Consider the following 21,022-nt stretch of genomic DNA (forward strand, 5'->3'; position numbering starts at 1 on the left):
CTTTGAAGCTAAACAGTCAGTTTAAGCTGGCATAAAACGCGACATTAGCTCAGTTGGTAGAGCGATACCTTGCCAAGGTATAGGTCATCGGTTCGAACCCGATATGTCGCTCCAAGTTTTATACTTGGCAGATTGGCGCGATGGCAGAATGGCTATGCTGCGGATTGCAAATCCGTCGATCTCGGTTCGACTCCGGGTCGCGCCTCCATAAAATAAAGTGTTAATGACACGATTCCCGTCGTTAATACACAGAGTTTGCCCGAGTGGTGGAATCGGTAGACACAAGGGATTTAAAATCCCTCGCTGGTAACAGCGTGCCAGTTCAAGTCTGGCCTCGGGTACCATAATTGAAAAGGCCTAACTTAATCGTTAGGCCTTTTTACTTTGATCAACACTATTCCCATCTCTCCTACGATCATTGCTGCCATCCTATTGTGATCTAGGCAGTAAAAATTACATTTATAAAACGATTAACCCTACACGCCGAAGATATCTCATCTATTTGTCAATAATTTTGATAAATCCATAATAGTGAAACAATTTCATTTAGATCGGGGATAAGGAGCTATTACCCCTCCTAAGAGAGTGGTATAAATAAGCCGAAATTTCCCTACACGCGAATATTTAGGATAAGTAGTCATGATTTTCTCTCAGGTAGTACTTGCACCCGCCGATCCCATCCTTGGCTTAACTGATACTTTTAAGGCAGATCCTCGCCAAGATAAAGTCAACCTCGGAGTGGGGATTTATAAGGACGAAGCAGGACAGACCCCCGTATTACAGTCAGTTAAAAAGGCTGAGGCACTGTTGCTCGAGCAAGAGAAGACCAAAAACTACTTAGGTATTGAGGGCGTACAAGCCTACAACCGCGTAGTACAAGAACTGCTGTTTGGTGCGGGCAGTCCACTGTTCACCTCGGGTCGCGCGGCCACAGCGCAAGCGCCTGGTGGTACGGGAGCATTACGTATCGCAGCCGAGTTTTTACTGCGTAACACCCCATCCCGTACCGTGTGGGTGAGTAATCCCACTTGGGCAAACCATCAAAATATCTTTGAAACAGCAGGATTAACGGTCAAAGAATACGGTTATTACAATGCTAGCGCCCATGATATTGATTTTGAAGCCATGATGATGGACCTTGCCGGTGCCGAAGTGGGCGATATCATTTTGCTGCATGGTTGCTGTCACAATCCGACGGGTATCGATTTAACGCTGGCTCAGTGGGAGAGTGTTGCAAAGCTTTGTGCCGATAAAAAACTGGTCCCATTATTCGATTTTGCCTATCAAGGTTTTGGCAGTGGAATTGAAGAAGATGCGGCAGGTTTACGCTTAGTCGCATCTAAAGTGCCTGAGCTATTAGTGGCGAACTCATTTTCTAAAAACTTTGGTTTGTATAATGAACGTATCGGCGCAGTGACTGTGGTTGCCGGGGATGCGGATGCTGCCGTACGCGCCTTTAGCCAAGTGAAGCGCACTATTCGTGCAAACTATTCAAACCCGCCAGCCCACGGCGCCTTGATCGTCAGCACCATTCTGGATGATGCGACACTAAAAGCCATGTGGGTACAAGAAGTGACAGAGATGCGTGAGCGTATTGCCGAAATGCGTACTCTGTTTGTTGACAGCTTAAAGGCTGAGGGCGTGACTCAGGACTTCAGTTTTATTTCCCGTCAAAATGGCATGTTCAGTTTCTCAGGCTTAAATAAAGCCCAAGTTGCACGCCTAAAGGATGAATTTGGTGTCTATATTGTGGGATCTGGCCGCATTAGTGTTGCGGGTATGACTAAAACCAATATGCCAGTGATCTGCAAGGCAATTGCACAAGTGCTTTAAGTTATCGCGTGGTGATATTCGGCATAACCATCATGAAAAGGACAGCCTAGGCTGTCCTTTTTGTTGTTGAAGATAAATTAACAGGCGAGGGATTGTAGGCCTAAATCCGATTTTATTCGCAGCACAGCACTGAGTGCATCCCTCAGTCCCGCTTGATCATGCAGATTAGGATTATGCCTGTTTTTGAGTGGGAAATAGTTAACTAGCGTGTCTAAACGAACCTGTTCACCGTGGCGTAGCACCTTAGTGATCACTGGCTTTCCAATCACTTGATGGCACCAAGCAATGCGTTGCTCAAGGCTAAATTGAGCCGCAGGGGATGACTCCTCGTCGAGGTTATCAATAAAGATCACCGGCGCTTGAGATGCCGACACACTTTTGGCAAAACGGGGCAATAGAAGAGGAGGCATAATACTGGTCAAGAAGCTACCTGGGCCTAAGATAATCAGATCGGCTCGACGAATGGCTTCGCAGGCTTCAAAAGTGGCATCCACCATAGGTTCAAGGCAAAGTGCAATCGGTGCTTCAGCCATTTTATCGACATTCACTTCACCAAAGACCTTGCTACCGCATGCTTGAAGGGCGACTAAGTGCGTAGGTTGTTCCGACATCGGAATGAGTCGAGTCTCTATTTTCAAAAGATTTCGAATAATATCTACCGCCTCGAGTGGCCTAACGCAGAGTTGATCCAGCGCCAGCAGCATGAGATTACCTAGATTATGGCCACTCAACTCAGTGTCACCTTGGAAGCGATATTCAAACAGTTGAGAGCCGACAGAAGGACGATAGGCGAGGTGTGATAGACAATTGCGAAGATCACCCCAGGCAATACAATCCTGCTGCGCCCTTAATCTACCCGTTGAGCCACCATTATCCGTTGTGGCGACAATGCCAGTGAGGCGCTTACCTAAAAAATCGAGTGAGGAGAGGACTCGGCCTAAACCATGGCCTCCACCTATGGCGACGACATTATGGTACTGATTTAAGAGTTGATGTTGCATATGGGTTGTTCCTTCCTGAATACCCGGTAAAATCTTGGTCTGTGCATTCGCTAAACCTAAATGGCACTATTTAAGTTGAATATTTAGGTGGGTGCGGTTCCAATCTATGGCCATCTCTAAGTGCCTTCAATTCAGTGCATTCAATGGTGCTGTCGGCGATAGGAACCTTAGTATAAAAGCTCAGTCAAAAGCATGCACTAAAAATTCGACTTAAATATTGGGCCTATGGGCGTTTTAACTTGTTTAACGGCTAACGACAGGCTTGCCATGCATTCTTTTAATGTCGCTTATGAATATTGGTTCAACTCAAGATCAGTTGATTTCGTAAAATCCAATATATGACATATAATCTGGCGTTTATTTTGCCAATACAAACTGACAGATCAAAGGTGACTTATTGAAAACGGGTAGAATTGGTTCATTTACATTGGCGTTAGCCATGGTGATATTAGCAATATTTTCGCTGAGAATTTGGCTCATCCCTACTGCAGATGAGCCCGTTTCCATTGTAACCCAATTGGAAAACTCCGTCGATCCTGTGACTCAAGTACCTGACTTTTCTGCTATAAACGATATTATTCAAAAGAAGAAAGCTTTTTTCGATTTCCTAAGGCCCATCATTCAACAACAAAATGCCATTATTGCTACTGAGCGTGATTTTGTGAGAGACATGGGCGAGCTGATTGAGAGTGGTGAAAGTTTATCGGAAACACAGTTAACGCAGCTCCATCAGCTTTTTGATAAGTATCAGTATGCCGCGCGAAATATTGATACTAAGTCACTGGGCAGCTTACTCAAACGTGTTGATATAGTGCCAGAATCTATGGTGTTAATTCAGGCTGCAAATGAGTCTGGTTGGGGGAGTTCACGTTTCGCTCGGGAAGGTTTTAATTTCTTTGGCGAATGGTGCTTTAGTGCCGGTTGTGGCATAGTGCCATCGTCCCGAGGTTCAGGAAAAGTCCACGAAGTCAAAGTTTTCCCTTCGGTAGATGCTTCAGTGGCGTCTTATTTGCGCAATTTAAATGCGAATACGGCCTATGCCTTATTTCGCTCTATTCGCGCCGACTTACGGTCGCAGGAATTAGAGCCCACCGCTGATCAATTAATTTATGGCTTAGTGAATTATTCTGAAAGGCAAGAAGCTTATATCGATGAATTACTCGATATGTTACGTCACAATGAAAAATATTTGGTGAAGCTTGATGTATAAAAAATGCTTATTAGCAGGGTTATGTTTATGGACATCTGTGGCTCATTCAACAACCATATCCCTTGAATATAAAGGGTTTTATGACAGATTAAAGCAAGTTAATAAGGGCGGTTATCAACTCGTCGAAGTGGCATTCAGCGTGCCTATGCAGCCAAATTGCATTATACAAAGCGGTACTATTTCAAGTGAAAAAACTTCAACACCATTAACCTATACCTCGGCACAGCGGTTATTTATTCCCTTCGATGATGCTTTAAAGGACCAGCGGGCCTTAGTTAATCTGAATTTTGCAGGCAGTGCCGAGGGCTGCGCCATTGCGATGCAGGTCCGTGCTAAGCGAGCCCAAACAGAGTACGATAAAGCGCAGTTGCAGCAACTTGTCGATGAAATGGATAATTTGCTTGGGACCATGCAAGGATTCCCCATGCGCTATTTTAGGGAGCCAATAGCAGGGCTGAATTTTGAGTTTAGCCCCGAGCAAGACATCAGCGTCAGTGTTGATGGGCGTGAGCAACAAATCAAAGGCAGTTTTAAATTAACCGCCGCAGAGCTTGATTCGATGAATTCATTAGGTTTCAGCCAACCACCCGCAATATTAAGCCCCTGGGTGAAATAACTCGTTAAGAAATAAAAAGTTTGGAACAATAAAAATGCCCACAAATGTGGGCATTTTTATTGTTAGCCTAGGGCATTAAACCTCATAGACATTGACAATATCGATACGCTTAACCGCATCTAAATCAATATGACCACTGTTGGCAATATCGAGAAAATCGAAGGCAGGTAACTCGGCCTCGGCTACATCCCCTTTCATCGGGGCATTGGGGTCGCGTTTGAGCGAGATAAAATCAAATTGCTCACGGTCAACACCTTGGGAAGGTGCCGTATTCTGCATGGCGGTAAAAATGGTTTCGATACGGCCTGGATATTGTTTATCCCATTGGTTAAGCATGTCTTTAACGGCTTGGCGTTTTAAGTTTTCCTGTGAGCCACATAGGTTACAGGGAATAATGGGGAACTGCTTTAGCTCGGCATATTCCTCTAAATCTTTTTCGCGGCAGTAGGCCAAAGGACGAATAACCACATTGGCCCCATCATCCGACAGCAGTTTAGGTGGCATAGCTTTCATCTTGCCACCGAAGAACATGTTTAAGAACAAGGTCTCAATAATATCGTCCCTGTGGTGGCCTAGGGCGATTTTAGTGGCGCCGATACGTTGGGCAAAACCATAAAGCGTACCGCGGCGCAGGCGAGAGCATAGGGAGCAGGTGGTTTTACCCTCAGGGATCTTGTCCTTCACTATCGAGTAAGTGTCTTTCTCGAGGATGTGATAGGGGATGTTTAACTTATCCAGATAAGCGGGCAGCACATCTTCGGGAAAACCGGGCTGCTTCTGATCTAAATTCACCGCAATAATTTCAAACTGAACGGGCGCGCGTTGCTGCAGATTCATTAGAATATCAAGCATGGCATAGCTGTCTTTACCGCCACTAAGGCAGCACATGACACGGTCACCTTCTTCGATCATATTGTAATCGGCGATGGCGCTACCCACTTCACGACGCAGACGCTTTTGCAATTTATTCAGACGGGTAGTGTGTTTTTTTGATAATTCTTCAGACATTTGACTCGCCATAACTTCAGACATAGCTTCCAACATAAAAAAAGCGCCCAGTAACACAGTTTCAGGGCGCGTATTATTCCAGCTATCTTAGGCGGGGTAAAGAGCGGAGTGCTTTAAGCCTCTTCTAAGGGGGATTTATAGCCATCAGGTTTAATGGCTAATAAATCGCAGTTAATGCTATCAATCACATGCTCGGCAGTATTGCCAATTAATGCGGCGGAGAACCCAGTGCGGCCAACGGTCCCTAGGATCACAAGCTCTGCATCTAATTGCTCGGCAAGTTCAGGGATAACATCCTCTGGTAAACCCTCTTTGACATGGCAACGATTTACATCGATACCATAGGCATTCGCAAGATAATTGACACGTTGTTCATGTTGCATGCGAATAGTGTCATTATAGGTTTGCGCATCAAAATCGGGCAACTCAATCGCTAAGTTAATCGGCGTTCCCGGATAACCATTGACTAAATGGACTTCGGCTGCAAATTTAAGCGCCAAATCCTTAGCATGCTCGATAATTTTACCGTTAAGCATTTGATGATCGGTGTCTTCCGTTGCCACATTGACGGCACAGAGTATTTTGCCTGCATCTGGCCAATCATGGTCCTTGACCATTAATACCGGCACTGGGGCTTTACGCATCAAATGCCAATCGGTTGGAGTGAAGATCACCGCCTTAAGTTTGTCATGGGCGTGGGTACCCTTAACAATCAAATCGTATTGACCTGCAATCGCATGGTTAATAATGCTTTCGAAGGGGCGATTATGCCAAATGACTTGGGTGTCGATACTGAGTTGTAAATGACTATAAGCTGCGAGCAAGTCTTGGATCCATGCCAATCGTTGATCGATAACCCCTTGACGCATGGCTTCACGTTCCTGATTAGACAGAATCGAGGTCATTTCATAGGAGAAATCAAAAATAGAAAGAAACACAGTCACATGGGCATTAGATTTACTCGCTAAAGTCACGGCGCGAGCGAGGGCAACCTGATTTTCAGTCGTGGGGTCTACTACAACCAGTATTTTTTGATAATCCTTCATAACATGTTCCTTTAGTCATAGGCTCACCTTTATCATGGGCCTTTGGCAGTTAGCTGTATTGTTCTAGATCAAAAATCATTTAAAAAACAGTCTCTAATGTTAGAGCAGTATAGATATCAACCAATCAGTATTTTGCCGCAACGTTAACGCCATTAAGGGGGTGATTATCTGCAGTTAGCTATCTAGCAATTCTGGCGTTTCCGGCTAATAAGTTTAGCTCTTGGTGATCGACTATGGTGATGTATTTGCCTTTCACTTCAATTAGGCCTGACTTTTGGAAACGGCCGAGTAGGCGACTGATGGTTTCAACGGTAAGCCCAAGATAGTTACCTATATCACCGCGAGTCATAGTTAAACGGAATTCTTTGGGTGAAAAACCACGGTTGCCAAAACGATTCGCAAGATTGCTAATAAATGCGGCGAGGCGCTCCTCGGCATTTTTTTTGCTGAGCAAGAGGATCATTTCTTGATCGCTCATAATTTCATTGCTCATTAGGCGCATAATTTGTTGGCGTAACTTAGGCATAGTGCCCGACAGTTCATCGAGGATATTAAAGGGGATTTCACATACCATGGAGGTCTCGAGGGCTTGGGCAAAACTTTGATGCAACTGCGCGTGGATACCGTCGAAACCAATGACATCACCCGCCAAATGAAAACCAGTGATCTGCTCATCGCCTTGTTCGGTAATGGTATAACTCTTGATGGTGCCAGAGCGGATCGCAAACAGGGATTTTAAGGGATCGCCAGATTTAAAAATCTGCTCACCTTTCTGGATGGGTTTTTTGCGCTCAATAATATCATCGAGTTGATCGAGTTCATTGGCATTAAGGGTAAAAGGAATACAAAGGGTACCCATACTGCAGTCGTGACAATGGATTGTGCATCCGCTCGCAGCGGGGCGACGATTTTTATTCTGTTCGATTGTCATGTCGGTTCTCAAGTTAAGCCACTATTGCCATGTTAAACCAATTCATTCACTTGGGCTAGTTTAGCTGCGCCAGTGCGATATATAAAGTTTGTCCACCGAAGGCCATTAAAAGTAAGCCACTCAATACTCTAACGGTTTTCTGTTGCACCCAAGCAGCAAGCCGTTTAGCCGCCACGCCAGCACTCAATAGGGCGGGTAAGGTGCCAAGTCCAAAGGCCAACATAATCAAGGCGCCTTGGCTGGCTGAACCAGATGCTACCGACCAAGTTAAGGTGCTATAGACGAGACCGCAGGGGAGCCAGCCCCAAATAAAACCGGCCATCACCGCTTGATTCGGACTTTTGATAGGCACAAGACGTTGCGCTATGGGCTTTAAATATTGCCATAACCATTGTCCGACACGTTCAATCTGCACGATTCCAACCCAAATTTTGGCAATATACAGCCCAGTTGCGATCATCATCAGTCCGGCAATGATACGCAGCACAATCAGATAAGTATCCAGTTCAAATAAGTGACCTAAACCTGCCGACGATGCGCCCACTAAGCCGCCCGCTAAGGTGTAACTCGAAATACGCCCAAGATTGTAACTCAGTAGATACTTGAGCTGGTGTGCCAGCAGATTACCTGTTTTAGAATGAGGGATTTGGGCGGAGAAAGCACCTACTAAGCCGCCACACATGCCAAAGCAATGGGCGGCGCCCATAAGACCAACAAGAAAAGCACCAGTGACATTGTACTCAATCACAGCGGCATGCCTTTGTCTTGCGCAGCATCTGCTTTCTCTTTTTCAGGCAAGGGATGGCTGTTTGGCTTAACGGTGTCTTCGTCGAATAATATCGACACACTTTGACGGTCTAAATCGTCAAATTGCTCGGATTTCACCGCCCAAAAAAATACCATTACAGCGATGGCGACAAAGATCATGGCAATGGGGATAAGCACATAAATAATTTCCATAATGACCTCTTACTCGTTTGGTTTCACATTCATTGTGATCACACTTTAGCCCGCAATAATCTCAGGCTATTGCCGACCACAATCAAAGAACTCGCCGACATGCCAATGGCGGCGATATAAGGTGCCACATGGCCCGTGACGGCTAACGGCAAGATCAGGGCGTTGTAACCCAGCGCCCAGACCAAATTTTGTCTGATAATCCGTGTTGTCAGTTTAGCGACCGCGACCGCTTGGGTGAAGCGAGACAGATGATCCCCAAGCAAAATCAAATCGGCACTGTTTTTCGCGATAGCGCTGCCGCTGCCCATGGCCACCGACAAATCGGCGCCCGCAAGCACAGGCGCGTCATTGATCCCATCGCCAAACATGGCAACCCGAGTATGCTGTTGTAATTGTTTCACTAGGGCAAGTTTATCCGCGGGGGTTAAGCCGCTGTGCACATCGTCAATCCCCAGCTCTTTGGCCAGTTGATGCACATGCCCTGAGCTATCGCCGCTGGCGATACTGACGAGACAACCCTGTTGTTTTAGGGCCTCCACTGTCACTTTACTGTCTACACGAATATTGTCTTGAATAATGAAGCTGGCTATCACATCGAGTATTTCACCGTTTAAACGGGCTAGCCAAATTTGCTGTTGAGTCAGGCTGTTATCTACCTTTGCCCCTGTAAAATGGGCGTTGCCAATTCGATACTCAATACCCTCTATTATGCCTTTGATCCCAAAGCCCACTTCGTGGTGAACTTGCTCGGCAACAAGACGGCTATCCGCATGAAGAGCGAACGCATTGGCAATGGGATGACGAGAGCCACTTTCAAGTGCCGCGGCGATGGCGAGTGCTTTATCCTTTGGCATATCACCATAGCACTCTATTCGACCTATGGAGAGGGTACCACAGGTCAGTGTGCCCGTTTTATCAAAGACAACATGCTTGATCAGCGGCAGTTTTTCAAACACCCCAGCTTTGCGGGTAATGATCCCAAGGCGGGTAAAAATGGCGGTGGCGCAGGTGACTGCCGTTGGGGTTGCTAGCGCTAGGGCGCAGGGGCAGGTTGCGACTAATACCGACAAGGTGACCCAAAAGGCATCCTCAGGGGAGATCTGCTGCCAAACCAAATACGTAATTGTCGCTATGGTCAGGATGGAGCCCGAGAAATAACGCGATAATTTATCGGCTAATAGTGCAATCGCAGGTTTTGTATTGGATGCAAGCTCCTGCAGGCGAATAATTTCGGCCACCAGTTGATCTTGCCCCAGCGCAGTGACTTTAACTTTAATGGGTTGGTCGACGTTGATGGTGCCAGCGTAAACTTGGCTAGCAACTGGTTTTTCAATCGGCATTTGCTCGCCGGTGAGCATGGCTTCATTGATGCTAGTGTGGCCTTCAATTACCGCACCATCGGCGGCCACAATTTCCCCGGGTTTGACAAGAATAATGTCATCGAGGCGTAACTTTTTGGCAGGGATTTCCTCTTGACCATTTTCGGTCACTAGGTGCGCCGTGAGCGGCACTAACTTATGTAAATTACTCGAGCTAACAGAGGCCTTTTGTCTAGCCTTTTGCTCGAAGTAGCGCCCGAGTAACAGGAAGAAGGTAAACATGGACACAGATTCAAAATACACTTCGCCAGTGCCGTTCACTGTAGCAAAACAGCTGGCAACGTAGGCACCGCCAATCGCAATGGAGACGGACACATCCATATTGAGTCTGCCGCTGAGCAGGGTGCGAATAGCGCTAAAATAGAAGGGCTGCGCCGAATAGAGCACCACAGGTGTGGCAAAAATCATGCTCACCCAGCGGAAATAGTCCCGATATTGCACATCTAAATCGGTAAAGTAGCCCGTATAGAGGGCGAGGGCGAACATCATCACCTGCATGGTCGCAAAGCCCGCTAAGCCTAAGCGCAGCAAAAATTTGCGACTATTTTGTTTACTGCTCCGTTCCTGCTCATCCACTTGATAGGGCGCGGCTTGATAGCCAATGCGACCAATTTGCCCGAGAATATCGCTGAGTTTTACCGCGCGTTTATCCCAACTGATCATCGCCCTTTGGGTGGTCGAGTTGACGAGCACTTGGCTCACTCCCACAAGCTGTTTCACTTTGTGCTCAATCAACCAAGCACAGGCCGCGCAGGTGATGCCATCGATAGAGAGTGACACTGACTCGATATTGTTCTCTGAATGGACAAAGTCTTGCTGCACTTCGGGTAAGTCATAGGCACTAAACTGCGTTAAGGCTTCGGGGACGAGGGCGTTCTGTTTACTGCCTGGTTCGGTACGGAATTTGTAGTAGCTGAGTAATCCCGCATCCACAATTGCCTGAGAAACCGCCTGACAACCAGGGCAACACATCAATTCATCACGATCATTAATGCGAGTTACAAACTGCGCCCCCGTTAGCACAGGCTCATTACAGTGGAAACAACTTGGATGTGTCATAGCCATTCTTATTCAACTACAATCAATTCAACCACAATTGGGCATTATCTTTTAATTCAACACGTTGATGAATGCGCCATTTACCATCAAAACCTTCGAGGCGCACTTCCCATGGACCAGTGAGTACATCGGGCAGGGTAATTCGGTAGACATGATTGGCATCGGCAGTCACGGTCAGCTTAAGATCTTTCTCTGCCAGCGTTGGGTGGTAAAATTCAACTTTCAATGCGGCTTGGTAGGCTGGGCCACCGTGTTGAGTCAGCAGTACTTCATGGTGATTCTGCTCGAGTGAAAATTGCATGCCTAATTGCTTAGCGTATTGCACTTTACTCAAATCCATATTGATGGCTTTACCTTCTTTATAGTAATCCTCGGCGACTAGGGAGTCTGAGTTTGAGAGGGCAATTTTTAGTGTGGTAAAACTTGCGACGACGGCACATAAAGGAAGAATAATTAAAAACCAAGGCCAGAACTGCTTATACCAAGCTTGTTGTTCGTTCATATCGGATATCCATTAAAAAATTTCGCGCCATTTTACCGTTAAAAGGCGGTTTTAGCACTTTAAAAAAAAGGCCTCGAAGTCTTCGAGGCCTTAGGGTTACTCATATCTAATTACTTGTTTGACAAGCTATAAACATAAGCTGCGATCACGTGAACTTTCTCTTCACCGAGAACGTCTTTCCATGCTGGCATGACGCCTGCACGGCCGTGTTTGATCGTTTCTTCGATCACGCCGCGGCTACCGCCATATAACCAAACATCGTCAGTTAAATTAGGTGCACCCATGAATTTATTGCCTTTTGCGTCCATACCGTGACACGCGAAACAACCTTTCATAAATGAGCCTTGACCAAGCGCAGCGAGTTTCTCGTCATGCTCACGACCAGACAATTTAACAACGTATTCGGCTAAACCCGCAATTTCGCTATCATCAATTGGCAAACCACCTTTTGGCGGCATCATGCCATGACGACCACCCATGATAGTGGTTTTAATCGTGGCTAACTCGCCACCATATAACCAGTCACCATCGGTCAAGTTAGGGAAGCCTTTGCTACCACGTGCGTCAGAGCCATGGCACTGCGCGCAGTTTTGTAGGAACAAACGGCCACCCACTTTCAATGCTTCTTGATTTTTCACTAACTCTTCTAGTGGTGTCGCCAAGTAAGCTGCGAAGATAGGGCCATATTTTTCGTTAGCGTGTTTTACTTCTTGATCATACTGAACATAACGGCCTTCTTCCGCTGCGAGTGCAATGGCTGCTGCAGAGTCGGCTTTGATACCTTGTTCAGTACCAATGCTTTGGTTGGCACTGCTCCAGCCTAATAGGCCTTTGTAGTTACCTAAACCAGGAAATAAGGCTAGATAGATCAAGCCAAACACGATAGTGATATAGAACATATAACTCCACCATTTTGGCAGTGGGTTATTGAGTTCTTCAATACCATCGAAACTGTGTCCCATGGATTCGCCTTCTTTCACATCCGTGGTGTTTTTGGAACACACACGTAGTAATAGAAAACAACCCGCGATCACAATTAACGAGAGTACGCTAATCCAAATACTCCAGAAGCTACTCATCACTTATTCTCTCCTGAGTCCTTCGATTTCTTGCCGATTTCCTCATCGGAAAACACAAGATTAGCTGCTTCATCAAAGGATTTTTGACGACGCGAGCTATATGCCCAAGCAAATATACCGACGAAGGTCAGCATCACAATGATGGTCAAAATGCCTTGTAATGTGCCGTAATCCATATATTGCCTCCTTATTTGAGTGCGTGACCCAAAGACTGAAGATATGCGATCAAGGCTTCCAGCTCTGTTTTGCCTTCAACAGCTTTCTGAGCACCTGCGATTTCTTCATCGGTATAAAGATCATTACCTTTGTAACCGCCTTTATGCAGGTTACGCAGAATAGTCATCTTATCGCCAGTCAGTTTGCCGTCTAACGTATTTTCGGCAAGCCATGGGAAGGCGGGCATATTCGATTGAGGTACAACCGCACGGGGATCGATTAAGTGAACTTCATGCCACTTATCGCTGTAGCGACCGCCAACACGGGCAAGATCTGGACCAGTACGCTTAGAACCCCATTGGAATGGGTGATCCCAAACGGATTCACCGGCAACAGAATAGTGACCATAACGCTCAGTTTCAGCACGCAGAGGACGGATCATCTGGCTGTGACAGTTGTAACAACCTTCACGCACATAGATATCACGGCCTTCAATCTGTAGGGCTGAGTAGGGCTTTAAACCTTCTACAGGTTCAGTCGTATCCTTTTGGAAAATCAATGGAGTGATTTCTACAAGGCTACCGAAACTGATAGCGATAACGGTGAAGATCGCTAACAAACCGATGTTTTTTTCAACTATCTCATGATTAAATTTCATCGAGTTTGCTCCTTAAGCCGCTGTTGGTTCAGCCAATGCTGGCAATGAATCTTTAGAGGCTTTCACAGTACGAACAACGTTGTATGCCATTAACAACATACCGGTTAAGAAGAAACAACCGCCGAGGAAACGTACGAAGTAGAAAGGATAAGAAGCTTCCAGACTTTCAACAAAGCTATAAGTCAAAGTACCGTCAGCATTCACTGCGCGCCACATTAGACCTTGCATAACACCCGAAATCCACATAGATACGATGTAAAGCACAGTACCAATAGTCGCTAACCAGAAATGGACGTTGACTAACTTGATGCTGTACATACGGCCGTGGCCGAAGAGTACTGGGATCAAGTGATACAGAGAACCGATAGACACCATTGCAACCCAGCCTAGCGCGCCGGAGTGAACGTGACCTACAGTCCAATCTGTATAATGAGATAAAGCGTTAACGGTCTTGATTGCCATCATAGGCCCTTCGAAGGTAGACATACCGTAGAAAGACAGAGAAACAACCAAGAAACGCAGTACGGGGTCAGTACGCAGCTTATGCCAAGCACCGGACAAGGTCATGATACCGTTGATCATACCGCCCCAAGATGGTGCGAATAGGATCAGTGACATTACCATGCCTAAAGACTGAGTCCAGTCAGGTAAAGCTGTGTAATGTAAGTGGTGTGGACCTGCCCAAATGTACAGTGCAATCAATGCCCAGAAGTGCACGATTGACAGACGGTATGAGTAAACAGGACGACCCGCTTGCTTTGGTACGAAGTAGTACATCATCCCCAAGAAGCCAGCGGTTAACAAGAAGCCTACCGCGTTATGGCCATACCACCACTGCACCATGGCATCGACGGCACCACTATACAGAGAATATGACTTGAACAGGCTAACGGGTACTGCCATAGAGTTAACTATGTGAAGTACGGCAACTGTGATAATAAATGCACCAAAGAACCAGTTCGCTACGTAAATATGCGAGGTAGTTCGTTTGATAATAGTGCCGAAGAATACTATTGCATAGGATACCCACACGATAGTGATGGCAATATCGATAGGCCATTCTAACTCAGCATACTCTTTACCTTGGGTGAAACCCATTGGCAGAGAGATGGCTGCTGACAGAATGATGGCTTGCCATCCCCAGAACGTAAATGCGGCTAACTTAGGTGCAAATAGTCGGGTTTGACAGGTGCGTTGTACGACATAATAGGATGTTGCAAAGAGGGCTGATGTTCCGAACGCGAAGATCACCGCATTGGTGTGTAATGGTCGCAAGCGACTATACGTTAACCAAGGTGTTTCAAAGTTCAGTTGAGGCCAGATTAACTGAGCCGCAATTAATACACCGACTGACATACCAACAATACCCCATAAAACTGTAGTTAAGGCAAATTGGCGGACAATGGTGTAATTGTAATCAGCGCCTGTTGGCTGGGAATGGTTCATCATAATGCTTCCACTGCTTATTACTTTTACTTTTAGTAAAGACAAGCTTTACCTGTTATAAATGACACAAAACTCGCTTTCCTATTAGGGTTGTCGAGTCATGTCAATGCGTTACCCTGCACATTTGTGCTCAAATATGAGGTTTCGCAATGATACTTGAGCTATATCAAAAAAGATACCAAAGAAGGGGGGTGGAAAGTTGATCTAGATCAACCTACACAATAGAATGTTAACACATTGCATCACAAGGTTAATTTTTGTGCTTATCCGTCAATCCCTCCCTTTGCTCATAGCCGCATTAGTGCTTAATCTCAGTGCTTGCAATGAAAAGGTTGAGCAAGTCGCAGAAAAAAAAATGCTAGATGCCTCCCTTTGCGATTTTTCACGGGGTGAATGCATAAAAAAAGTGGCTGGCGTCGAGCTTAAATTCACGCTTTCACCGAGTCATGCACCAAGCGAAAAACCATTAACATTGAAGCTATTATCCTCATCTGCAATCAGTGATGTGCAGATCCGTCTCGAGGGAAGAGATATGTTTATGGGGGTTATTCCCGTCAATATTCGTGAACTGAATGAAAATGCTTATGAAGGGCAAATGATTTATGGCTCTTGCAGCAGTGGATATATGGTCTGGCGAGGATTTGTCAGCTTTACCCTTAATGGTGAGTCTAAGGCGGTCACGTTCGATTTCCTTGCCGACAATAACGCCTAACTCATGACCAACATCCCCTCATTTATTGACTGCATTGATGTATGCCACTGTGATTTAGCCATCATTTTAAAGCACATATTGAAGGTAGTGGATCACTCATCATGATCCTTCCAATTGTTTTTGACGTGAACAAAGATATCAATATTTTGAATAAAGAGTTCCAATAGTTCGGGATCAAAGTGGTTGCCTGCGCCTTTACGCATTTCAGATAGCACTTCTTCTAGTGGCCATGCCGATTTGTAACACCTGGCATGGGAGAGGGCATCAAACACGTCGGCTATTGCCACGATACGAGCAAAGATATGAATTTCATCTTGCTTAAGGTTAGATGGATAACCTGAACCGTCATACTTTTCATGGTGTTGCAGTGCAATGGTTGAAGCGGCTTTTAAAATAGGGCGCTCGGAGTTCGCCAAGATTTGATGCCCTATGATTGGATGTTGACGCATGACTTTCCACTCATTCTCATCGAGTTTTCCAGGTTTCAGTAATACCGCATCCGGAATAGCAATTTTACCTATGTCATGCATAGGTGATGCGCGGCGTAATAGATCGGCTTCGTTTTCACTTAAACCTGCAAGTAACGCTAGTTGGGAGCAATATTCAGCCATTCGCTTAACATGATTGGCGGCTTCTTTAGAACGGCTTTCGACAACATCGCCTAGACGCAGGATAAGCTCAGACTGAGTATCTTCAACTTCTTGGTTTAGCAGTAAGTTTTCAAAGGCAATGCCGACATTAATCGCGAAGATATCGACAAGTTTTTTATCTAAATCATCGATTTTATCAATGCCATCCATATAGAGCAGGTTAATCAGACCACTCTTAGTCGGAAAATAACCAATAAAACAATTATCCTCATAGAGGCAGCGTTTTTGAGTTAATGCGCTACGCAAGAGTTTATCAATATGTTCTGGGAGCACTCTGTGTGAAGGACTGTTTGCAAATTGCCCCGTGCCCGCAAGGATCTCAATTTCTGCCGAGTCGATATGGCCACTGATCGCATCCATCGCATTGCAGGTTAAGAGCAAGGTTTCTGAATCTAAATTGAGCAGTGTTGCAACTCGAGTGAGGAGCCCGTCGGCAAATTTATGCAAGGTTCTTAACTCAAATAACCCTGATGTCGCTTCAAGAACGCGTTCGAGCCCCATTCTATGATTAAATTGGGCACGTCTGGCTTGCTCGATTTCCATAATATCGCGATAGGACCGCAGGGAAGAGTAAACACTGGTCATCAATTTGCGGGAATCAAGTTCAGATTTTGCTTTATAATCATTGATATCATAATTAACGATGACATCTTCTTCCGGCGCTTGGCCGGGTTGACCAGTACGTAAGATTAGGCGAATAGTCTTGTTACGAAGTTCTTCACGGATCCATTTAACTAACTCTAATCCCGCATGATCACTTTCCATCACGACATCGATAAATGCAATTGCCACATCTTGCTCTTGACTTAAGAGGGTCTTGGCTTGCTCGGCACTGTAGGCATTGATAAAGGTGAGGGCTCGTCCATCTAATCTGAAACGGGATAGGGCAAGTTTAGTAACAGTGTGAACATCGGGCTCATCATCAACAACCAGTATCTTCCAAGGGATCCCAACCTCGGTTGTTTCATGGTTTTTTTGACCGGAAAAAAGAGGTTTTTTCTTTGTAAGATCAATCGACATCCGATACCTCAGTAAAGTAGAAATCCAGCGCACTTTATGAGTGTAGCTCAAGCCTTTTAAAGCAGTAGAAAAAATTAATCAATAAAATGGGAGAGAGGACCAAAGTGGTCTAGTTGATAACTATTATCATTTGTGTATGCTGTTATTTCATCATAAAGAGGAGAGGGCCATGGCCGAACGTATTAATTTATCCATCCCGGAGCAAAAACTCGCACAATTGATCCGCGATGGTCATTTGTGCGCCGCGGACTTTAGTTGCCTTGACAGTGTTTCGAAGCAAAAAGTCTGGCAACTCTGTTTGATCTGCTGTAAAAAGCGCATGTGTTGTCACCAATGTTCCTATACCGATTGCACACAAATTCACCTCCACCTTGGTGCCGATAAATAACGTTATCGGCATTTGCGTTTAAGTATTATCATATAAAAAATCTTTATAATTCAAATTGTCTATGCAGTATCCCGTCGTTATTCCTTTTTTTGATTCAGTTGAATTCATACAAGAGGGAAATTGTATTGTTAACCAGTACATCACTCAAATTAGCCTGTCGAGAGTTGTCGATGCGGGGCTAGTGATGGAACATGCAACTGATTGGTTGTTCGAACAAAAACACAGTGAAAACAACTATAAAGCCTACCGTAGTGAACTCACCACATTCCTGCATTGGTGCTTTGATGTGGTCTCTATGTCACCAACAGAAGTGATGCGAAAAGACATGAGCCGTTACGTCGATTATTGCCTTAATCCGCCAGTGGAATTTATAGGGTACTTCAATGTCCCACAGTTCAAATTCGACCAACAGCATGGAGAACGGATACCAAATCCGCTATGGAAACCCTTTGTAGGAAAGAAATCTTTAGGGAAAATTCAACCGTATCGACTGAGTGAGAATGCATTAAAAGCCAAAATTGCGATTCTATCTTCCTTTTATTCCTACCTAATGGGTGAAGAATATTGCGAACGAAATCCCGCACAAATTTGGCTTAATCACAGCCGTTTTGCGTCGACTCAGCGGTATCAAAGCCGAATCGATGAAGAGGAAAACAGCCTTGCATTCACTGAGTTGCAGTGGTCATACATTATGACGACCACAGCAACATTAGCAGACGAATCGCCTGAATTGCATCAGCGAAGTTTGTTTCTGATATCGTTAATTTATTCATGCTATCTGCGTATTTCGGACGTCTCTGCACGTGCAGGATATTCACCCGTCATGGGGCAATTTAGGCAGAATCATCAAACTGGCATATGGAGTTTTCATATTCCTTTGAGTAAAGGTGGCAAAAAGCGAAGTGTAGCCATTTCTAAAACCTTGCTTGACGCATTAGTGACGTATCGCCAGTATTTAGGCTTAACGGATTACCCGAGTCAAAATGAACGCCATCCGCTATTTGTCAGGCACAGAGCCGCGGGCCGTGGTCGTGATGTTGGCTTATTGAACGCTAACTTAGGAATACGGCAAGTTCGTGATGAAATTCAAAACATTATCAATCTTGCCGCCGATAATGCGCAAACAGATGGATTCATCCATGATGCTCAGCAAATGCGTAAGCTAACGGCGCATAATATTCGTCACACCGGCATTACGCACGATATCAATATCAACCGCAGACCTTTGTCACACGTACAAGCCGATGCAGGCCATGAAAGCATTGACACAACATCACAGTATTTACACACCACTCAAACGGAAAGACACGAAAGCGCACTCAATAAGCCATTAGATCATTTACATGGCATCAATGAATAAGCCCCCAAGTGGAACATCAAGCCCTCCCATATAAAGCTGCGCACAATGTATATTATGTTAAATTAAATATGGATAGAGCTACCTAGTCACTAGTGGCGTCCCTTTTTTGCAGATTCCAGGAAGATAGACATTTCGGAATGGCGGTTTCATTCAGTAATGCGGACCCGGCGTAAGTCGATCACACCAGTGCTTGTCAGTCAACACCGCTTCAATCATTAGTGTATTGACGTAAACCATGCAGCTCTGCAATAGGTGCAGTGCCAAGTATGGCCACTATCGCTGGCTAGTGTGTACTGGGCCAGTATGAGAATTCATGACTCATGGCTGATTAAGATTTGCTTTTTTCCGTCGAATTTTTTCTGGGCCATCTTACCTGCTCCGATTTGGTTATTGGTACGATTAACTGAGTTTTGTGCTTGGGGGCTTGATGGTTTGTGGCGGTTTGCTGATAAATGCCCTGTTTGTGCTGCGTCCCTACGTGATTACTTTGAAGTGTTGGCTGGCACAGCCCGCTTTAGGAGTTTCAAACGATTTTCTGATGTTGACCTAAGCGATTGCGACTAGATGAGTATTGATAGCTGTTTCGCTTGATTTTTTCTCTAATTCAAAGCTCCCTTAGGGCTGTGCTAAGTTGCAGCTTATGAGCTTTAAAGCCTCATGCGATTTTGCTACTGTTAACACTCTCACACTTTTCCAATACGACCTATGCCCTCTTCTTGGTTTTTATTTGATGCTATCCCTGCTGATATCTTTGCCCTACTAACCCTTAGCGCCGCATTTACCTCTTTTTTTACGGCCTGTTTCGGCATTGGTGGTGGCGTTATGTTGTTAGGAGTGATGGCGCAGGTGCTGCCACCACAACTGATTATTCCGCTGCATGGCGTGGTGCAATTGGGCTCGAATGGCGGCCGGGCCGTTCTGGGCTGGCGTTATATTGACTGGCGACTGATAGCAGCATTTTTCCCTGGAGCCATTTTAGGTGCTCTATTGGGGAGTTTTGTATTGGTGGCACTGCCACCATCGGTTATGTATCTCACCATCGCTGCTTTTATTCTGTATTCCTGTTGGGGCCCTAAACTACCTAAAATGGTACTTAGCACCTTAGGAACCGTTGCTGCTGGTACTATTACGACTTTTATTTCGTTATTTGCGGGGGCGACAGGCCCCCTAGTCGCTGCATTTATTAAGCAATTGGAAGTCGATCGTTTTCGTACTGTGGCAACCTTTGCCATGACCATGTCGCTGCAGCACAGCGCTAAAATAGTCGTATTTGAAGGTATGGGGGTGTCGTTAGATGATTGGTGGCCGCTGCTAATATGCATGATCTTAAGTGGTGCTATAGGCACTTGGATTGGATTTAAAATGCTAAAACGCGTCGCCGATAAACATTTTCAAACCGCTTTTAGCATTGTACTGACGCTGTTGGCCATTCGATTAATTTGGCAGGCGATTAGCCAGTGGTAGATGCATAAAAAAAGCAATAACTGTTAAATAGTTACTGCTTAGCGCCGAGCAACGCTGGCTCAACCAAGATGTCGTTAAGCGACCTCAACTCAGAAGACATTTCAAGCACCGATTACAAACTGTTTGTTGCTATTTCACCTCTCTGAAATAGAACTGCTGCGAAATAGTATTTTCCAGACACCCTCAACTATATGATCGCCATTGGGATAGGACTCTCCTGCCACTTTCATCAATGAACCTCACTTACGCGATACCACTCGCAGTGAACCGTTTGGCATAAACTCAGTTCGCCATTCACTGTCCGCCTGCTCGCAACCACCCAGATGCAAGTCGCCATCAACACTCACTAAGCATTGGGATTGTTTGTTTACCGTTAGCGACTTTGATTTCAGGCGGTAATAACCATCACTGGTTGATGTTGCTTGCCATTGCTGGCAGGCATTGGCGGTATATTCATGTTGCATCACATTGGCATTGGCTCACCAAAGTTAGGCAGGCCTTTTTCATCCCAATGATTTTGGGGTGGCGTGGTTAATCTGGTGAT

Annotated in this window: 21 protein-coding genes and 3 tRNA genes; 10 read left to right on the plus strand and 14 right to left on the minus strand. The window is 45.4% G+C overall.

Annotation, left to right across the window (positions count from 1 at the left end):
• The first annotated feature begins 38 nt into the window (after positions 1-38).
• The 4 genes from COW15_RS12130 (at position 39) to COW15_RS12145 (ending at position 1,833) form a co-directional block, all read left to right on the plus strand.
• Positions 39-114, plus strand: a tRNA-Gly gene (locus COW15_RS12130).
• Between the two features lie 20 nt (positions 115-134).
• Positions 135-208, plus strand: a tRNA-Cys gene (locus COW15_RS12135).
• A 49-nt stretch (positions 209-257) separates the two neighbouring features.
• Positions 258-344: transfer RNA gene (locus COW15_RS12140), tRNA-Leu, on the plus strand.
• A 295-nt stretch (positions 345-639) separates the two neighbouring features.
• Positions 640-1,833: an amino acid aminotransferase gene (locus COW15_RS12145; RefSeq protein ID WP_293632806.1), complete on the plus strand. Its 1,194-nt coding sequence runs from the start codon at positions 640-642 to the stop codon at positions 1,831-1,833.
• 77 nt (positions 1,834-1,910) lie between these two features.
• On the opposite strand, the gene COW15_RS12150 is transcribed toward COW15_RS12145, so the two are convergent.
• Positions 1,911-2,834, minus strand: coding sequence for a YvcK family protein (locus COW15_RS12150; RefSeq protein WP_293632807.1), 924 nt, complete (start codon positions 2,832-2,834; stop codon positions 1,911-1,913).
• Between the two features lie 397 nt (positions 2,835-3,231).
• Between COW15_RS12150 and COW15_RS12155 the strand changes: the two genes are divergently transcribed.
• Both COW15_RS12155 and COW15_RS12160 read left to right on the plus strand, forming a co-directional pair.
• Positions 3,232-4,044 (plus strand): glucosaminidase domain-containing protein, encoded by an 813-nt coding sequence (locus COW15_RS12155; RefSeq protein WP_293632808.1) that lies wholly within the window; start codon positions 3,232-3,234, stop codon positions 4,042-4,044.
• Positions 4,037-4,660, plus strand: a complete 624-nt coding sequence (locus COW15_RS12160; RefSeq protein WP_293632809.1) for a DUF2987 domain-containing protein — start codon at positions 4,037-4,039, stop codon at positions 4,658-4,660. The genes COW15_RS12155 and COW15_RS12160 overlap by 8 nt, the downstream gene beginning before the upstream one ends.
• 75 nt (positions 4,661-4,735) lie before the next feature.
• On the opposite strand, the gene ttcA is transcribed toward COW15_RS12160, so the two are convergent.
• From ttcA to ccoN, 11 genes are all read right to left on the minus strand, one after another.
• A complete protein-coding gene (gene ttcA, locus COW15_RS12165; protein WP_293632810.1) occupies positions 4,736-5,704 on the minus strand; it encodes a tRNA 2-thiocytidine(32) synthetase TtcA in 969 nt (322 codons plus the stop codon).
• A 77-nt stretch (positions 5,705-5,781) separates the two neighbouring features.
• Complete coding sequence (gene uspE / locus COW15_RS12170) at positions 5,782-6,714, minus strand: universal stress protein UspE (RefSeq protein ID WP_293632811.1); 933 nt, start codon at positions 6,712-6,714, stop codon at positions 5,782-5,784.
• A 178-nt stretch (positions 6,715-6,892) separates the two neighbouring features.
• Positions 6,893-7,645, minus strand: coding sequence for an electron transport transcriptional regulator EtrA (etrA, locus tag COW15_RS12175; protein WP_198783418.1), 753 nt, complete (start codon positions 7,643-7,645; stop codon positions 6,893-6,895).
• 55 nt (positions 7,646-7,700) lie between these two features.
• A complete protein-coding gene (locus COW15_RS12180; protein WP_293632812.1) occupies positions 7,701-8,393 on the minus strand; it encodes a sulfite exporter TauE/SafE family protein in 693 nt (230 codons plus the stop codon).
• Entirely contained in the window at positions 8,390-8,605 is a 216-nt protein-coding gene (gene ccoS / locus COW15_RS12185; protein ID WP_293632813.1) for a cbb3-type cytochrome oxidase assembly protein CcoS, read from the minus strand. The genes COW15_RS12180 and ccoS overlap by 4 nt, the downstream gene beginning before the upstream one ends.
• 38 nt (positions 8,606-8,643) lie before the next feature.
• The gene (locus COW15_RS12190; protein ID WP_293632814.1) at positions 8,644-11,043 is read right to left on the minus strand and encodes a heavy metal translocating P-type ATPase metal-binding domain-containing protein; all 2,400 of its coding nucleotides are present in this window, start codon (positions 11,041-11,043) and stop codon (positions 8,644-8,646) included.
• A 22-nt stretch (positions 11,044-11,065) separates the two neighbouring features.
• Positions 11,066-11,545 carry a FixH family protein gene (locus tag COW15_RS12195; protein WP_293632815.1) on the minus strand — a complete coding sequence of 160 codons (480 nt, stop codon included), beginning with the start codon at positions 11,543-11,545 and terminating at the stop codon, positions 11,066-11,068.
• Positions 11,546-11,655: 110 nt separating this feature from the next.
• On the minus strand, positions 11,656-12,624 hold the full coding sequence (gene ccoP / locus COW15_RS12200; protein ID WP_293632816.1) for a cytochrome-c oxidase, cbb3-type subunit III: 969 nt from the start codon (positions 12,622-12,624) through the stop codon (positions 11,656-11,658).
• A complete protein-coding gene (locus COW15_RS12205; RefSeq protein WP_198783424.1) occupies positions 12,624-12,800 on the minus strand; it encodes a cbb3-type cytochrome c oxidase subunit 3 in 177 nt (58 codons plus the stop codon). Before COW15_RS12205 ends, ccoP begins: the two co-directional genes overlap by 1 nt.
• Positions 12,801-12,811: 11 nt before the next feature.
• Entirely contained in the window at positions 12,812-13,438 is a 627-nt protein-coding gene (ccoO, locus tag COW15_RS12210; protein ID WP_293632817.1) for a cytochrome-c oxidase, cbb3-type subunit II, read from the minus strand.
• A gap of 12 nt (positions 13,439-13,450) precedes the next feature.
• Positions 13,451-14,887 carry a cytochrome-c oxidase, cbb3-type subunit I gene (ccoN, locus tag COW15_RS12215; RefSeq protein WP_293632818.1) on the minus strand — a complete coding sequence of 479 codons (1,437 nt, stop codon included), beginning with the start codon at positions 14,885-14,887 and terminating at the stop codon, positions 13,451-13,453.
• 256 nt (positions 14,888-15,143) lie between these two features.
• Between ccoN and COW15_RS12220 the strand changes: the two genes are divergently transcribed.
• Positions 15,144-15,596 carry a hypothetical protein gene (locus COW15_RS12220; RefSeq protein WP_293632819.1) on the plus strand — a complete coding sequence of 151 codons (453 nt, stop codon included), beginning with the start codon at positions 15,144-15,146 and terminating at the stop codon, positions 15,594-15,596.
• Positions 15,597-15,688: 92 nt separating this feature from the next.
• Here the strand turns inward: COW15_RS12220 and COW15_RS12225 are convergent, their stop codons facing one another.
• Positions 15,689-17,266, minus strand: a complete 1,578-nt coding sequence (locus COW15_RS12225; protein ID WP_293632820.1) for a response regulator — start codon at positions 17,264-17,266, stop codon at positions 15,689-15,691.
• 169 nt (positions 17,267-17,435) lie between these two features.
• Between COW15_RS12225 and COW15_RS12230 the strand changes: the two genes are divergently transcribed.
• From COW15_RS12230 to COW15_RS12240, 3 genes are all read left to right on the plus strand, one after another.
• Positions 17,436-17,654 carry a hypothetical protein gene (locus COW15_RS12230; protein ID WP_293632821.1) on the plus strand — a complete coding sequence of 73 codons (219 nt, stop codon included), beginning with the start codon at positions 17,436-17,438 and terminating at the stop codon, positions 17,652-17,654.
• A gap of 61 nt (positions 17,655-17,715) precedes the next feature.
• Positions 17,716-19,014 (plus strand): site-specific integrase, encoded by a 1,299-nt coding sequence (locus COW15_RS12235; protein WP_293632822.1) that lies wholly within the window; start codon positions 17,716-17,718, stop codon positions 19,012-19,014.
• A 705-nt stretch (positions 19,015-19,719) separates the two neighbouring features.
• Positions 19,720-20,478 carry a sulfite exporter TauE/SafE family protein gene (locus COW15_RS12240; protein WP_293632823.1) on the plus strand — a complete coding sequence of 253 codons (759 nt, stop codon included), beginning with the start codon at positions 19,720-19,722 and terminating at the stop codon, positions 20,476-20,478.
• 239 nt (positions 20,479-20,717) lie between these two features.
• Here the strand turns inward: COW15_RS12240 and COW15_RS12245 are convergent, their stop codons facing one another.
• The gene (locus COW15_RS12245; RefSeq protein ID WP_293632824.1) at positions 20,718-20,942 is read right to left on the minus strand and encodes a hypothetical protein; all 225 of its coding nucleotides are present in this window, start codon (positions 20,940-20,942) and stop codon (positions 20,718-20,720) included.
• Positions 20,943-21,022 lie beyond the last annotated feature (80 nt).

It is taken from the genome of Shewanella sp. CG12_big_fil_rev_8_21_14_0_65_47_15 (genome assembly GCF_002783505.1).
Classification (GTDB): domain Bacteria; phylum Pseudomonadota; class Gammaproteobacteria; order Enterobacterales; family Shewanellaceae; genus Shewanella.

Excerpts from the sequence above, each read along its gene's own strand:
- COW15_RS12145 (WP_293632806.1), top strand. The coding sequence starts at position 640 with ATGATTTTCTCTCAGGTAGTACTTGCACCCGCCGATCCCATCCTTGGC.
- COW15_RS12150 (WP_293632807.1), bottom strand. The coding sequence starts at position 2,834 with ATGCAACATCAACTCTTAAATCAGTACCATAATGTCGTCGCCATAGGT.
- COW15_RS12160 (WP_293632809.1), top strand. The coding sequence starts at position 4,037 with ATGTATAAAAAATGCTTATTAGCAGGGTTATGTTTATGGACATCTGTG.
- ttcA (WP_293632810.1), bottom strand. The coding sequence starts at position 5,704 with ATGTTGGAAGCTATGTCTGAAGTTATGGCGAGTCAAATGTCTGAAGAA.
- uspE (WP_293632811.1), bottom strand. The coding sequence starts at position 6,714 with ATGAAGGATTATCAAAAAATACTGGTTGTAGTAGACCCCACGACTGAA.
- etrA (WP_198783418.1), bottom strand. The coding sequence starts at position 7,645 with ATGACAATCGAACAGAATAAAAATCGTCGCCCCGCTGCGAGCGGATGC.
- ccoS (WP_293632813.1), bottom strand. The coding sequence starts at position 8,605 with ATGGAAATTATTTATGTGCTTATCCCCATTGCCATGATCTTTGTCGCC.
- COW15_RS12190 (WP_293632814.1), bottom strand. The coding sequence starts at position 11,043 with ATGACACATCCAAGTTGTTTCCACTGTAATGAGCCTGTGCTAACGGGG.
- COW15_RS12195 (WP_293632815.1), bottom strand. The coding sequence starts at position 11,545 with ATGAACGAACAACAAGCTTGGTATAAGCAGTTCTGGCCTTGGTTTTTA.
- ccoP (WP_293632816.1), bottom strand. The coding sequence starts at position 12,624 with ATGAGTAGCTTCTGGAGTATTTGGATTAGCGTACTCTCGTTAATTGTG.
- COW15_RS12205 (WP_198783424.1), bottom strand. The coding sequence starts at position 12,800 with ATGGATTACGGCACATTACAAGGCATTTTGACCATCATTGTGATGCTG.
- ccoO (WP_293632817.1), bottom strand. The coding sequence starts at position 13,438 with ATGAAATTTAATCATGAGATAGTTGAAAAAAACATCGGTTTGTTAGCG.
- ccoN (WP_293632818.1), bottom strand. The coding sequence starts at position 14,887 with ATGATGAACCATTCCCAGCCAACAGGCGCTGATTACAATTACACCATT.
- COW15_RS12225 (WP_293632820.1), bottom strand. The coding sequence starts at position 17,266 with ATGTCGATTGATCTTACAAAGAAAAAACCTCTTTTTTCCGGTCAAAAA.
- COW15_RS12230 (WP_293632821.1), top strand. The coding sequence starts at position 17,436 with ATGGCCGAACGTATTAATTTATCCATCCCGGAGCAAAAACTCGCACAA.
- COW15_RS12235 (WP_293632822.1), top strand. The coding sequence starts at position 17,716 with ATGCAGTATCCCGTCGTTATTCCTTTTTTTGATTCAGTTGAATTCATA.
- COW15_RS12240 (WP_293632823.1), top strand. The coding sequence starts at position 19,720 with ATGCCCTCTTCTTGGTTTTTATTTGATGCTATCCCTGCTGATATCTTT.
- COW15_RS12245 (WP_293632824.1), bottom strand. The coding sequence starts at position 20,942 with ATGCAACATGAATATACCGCCAATGCCTGCCAGCAATGGCAAGCAACA.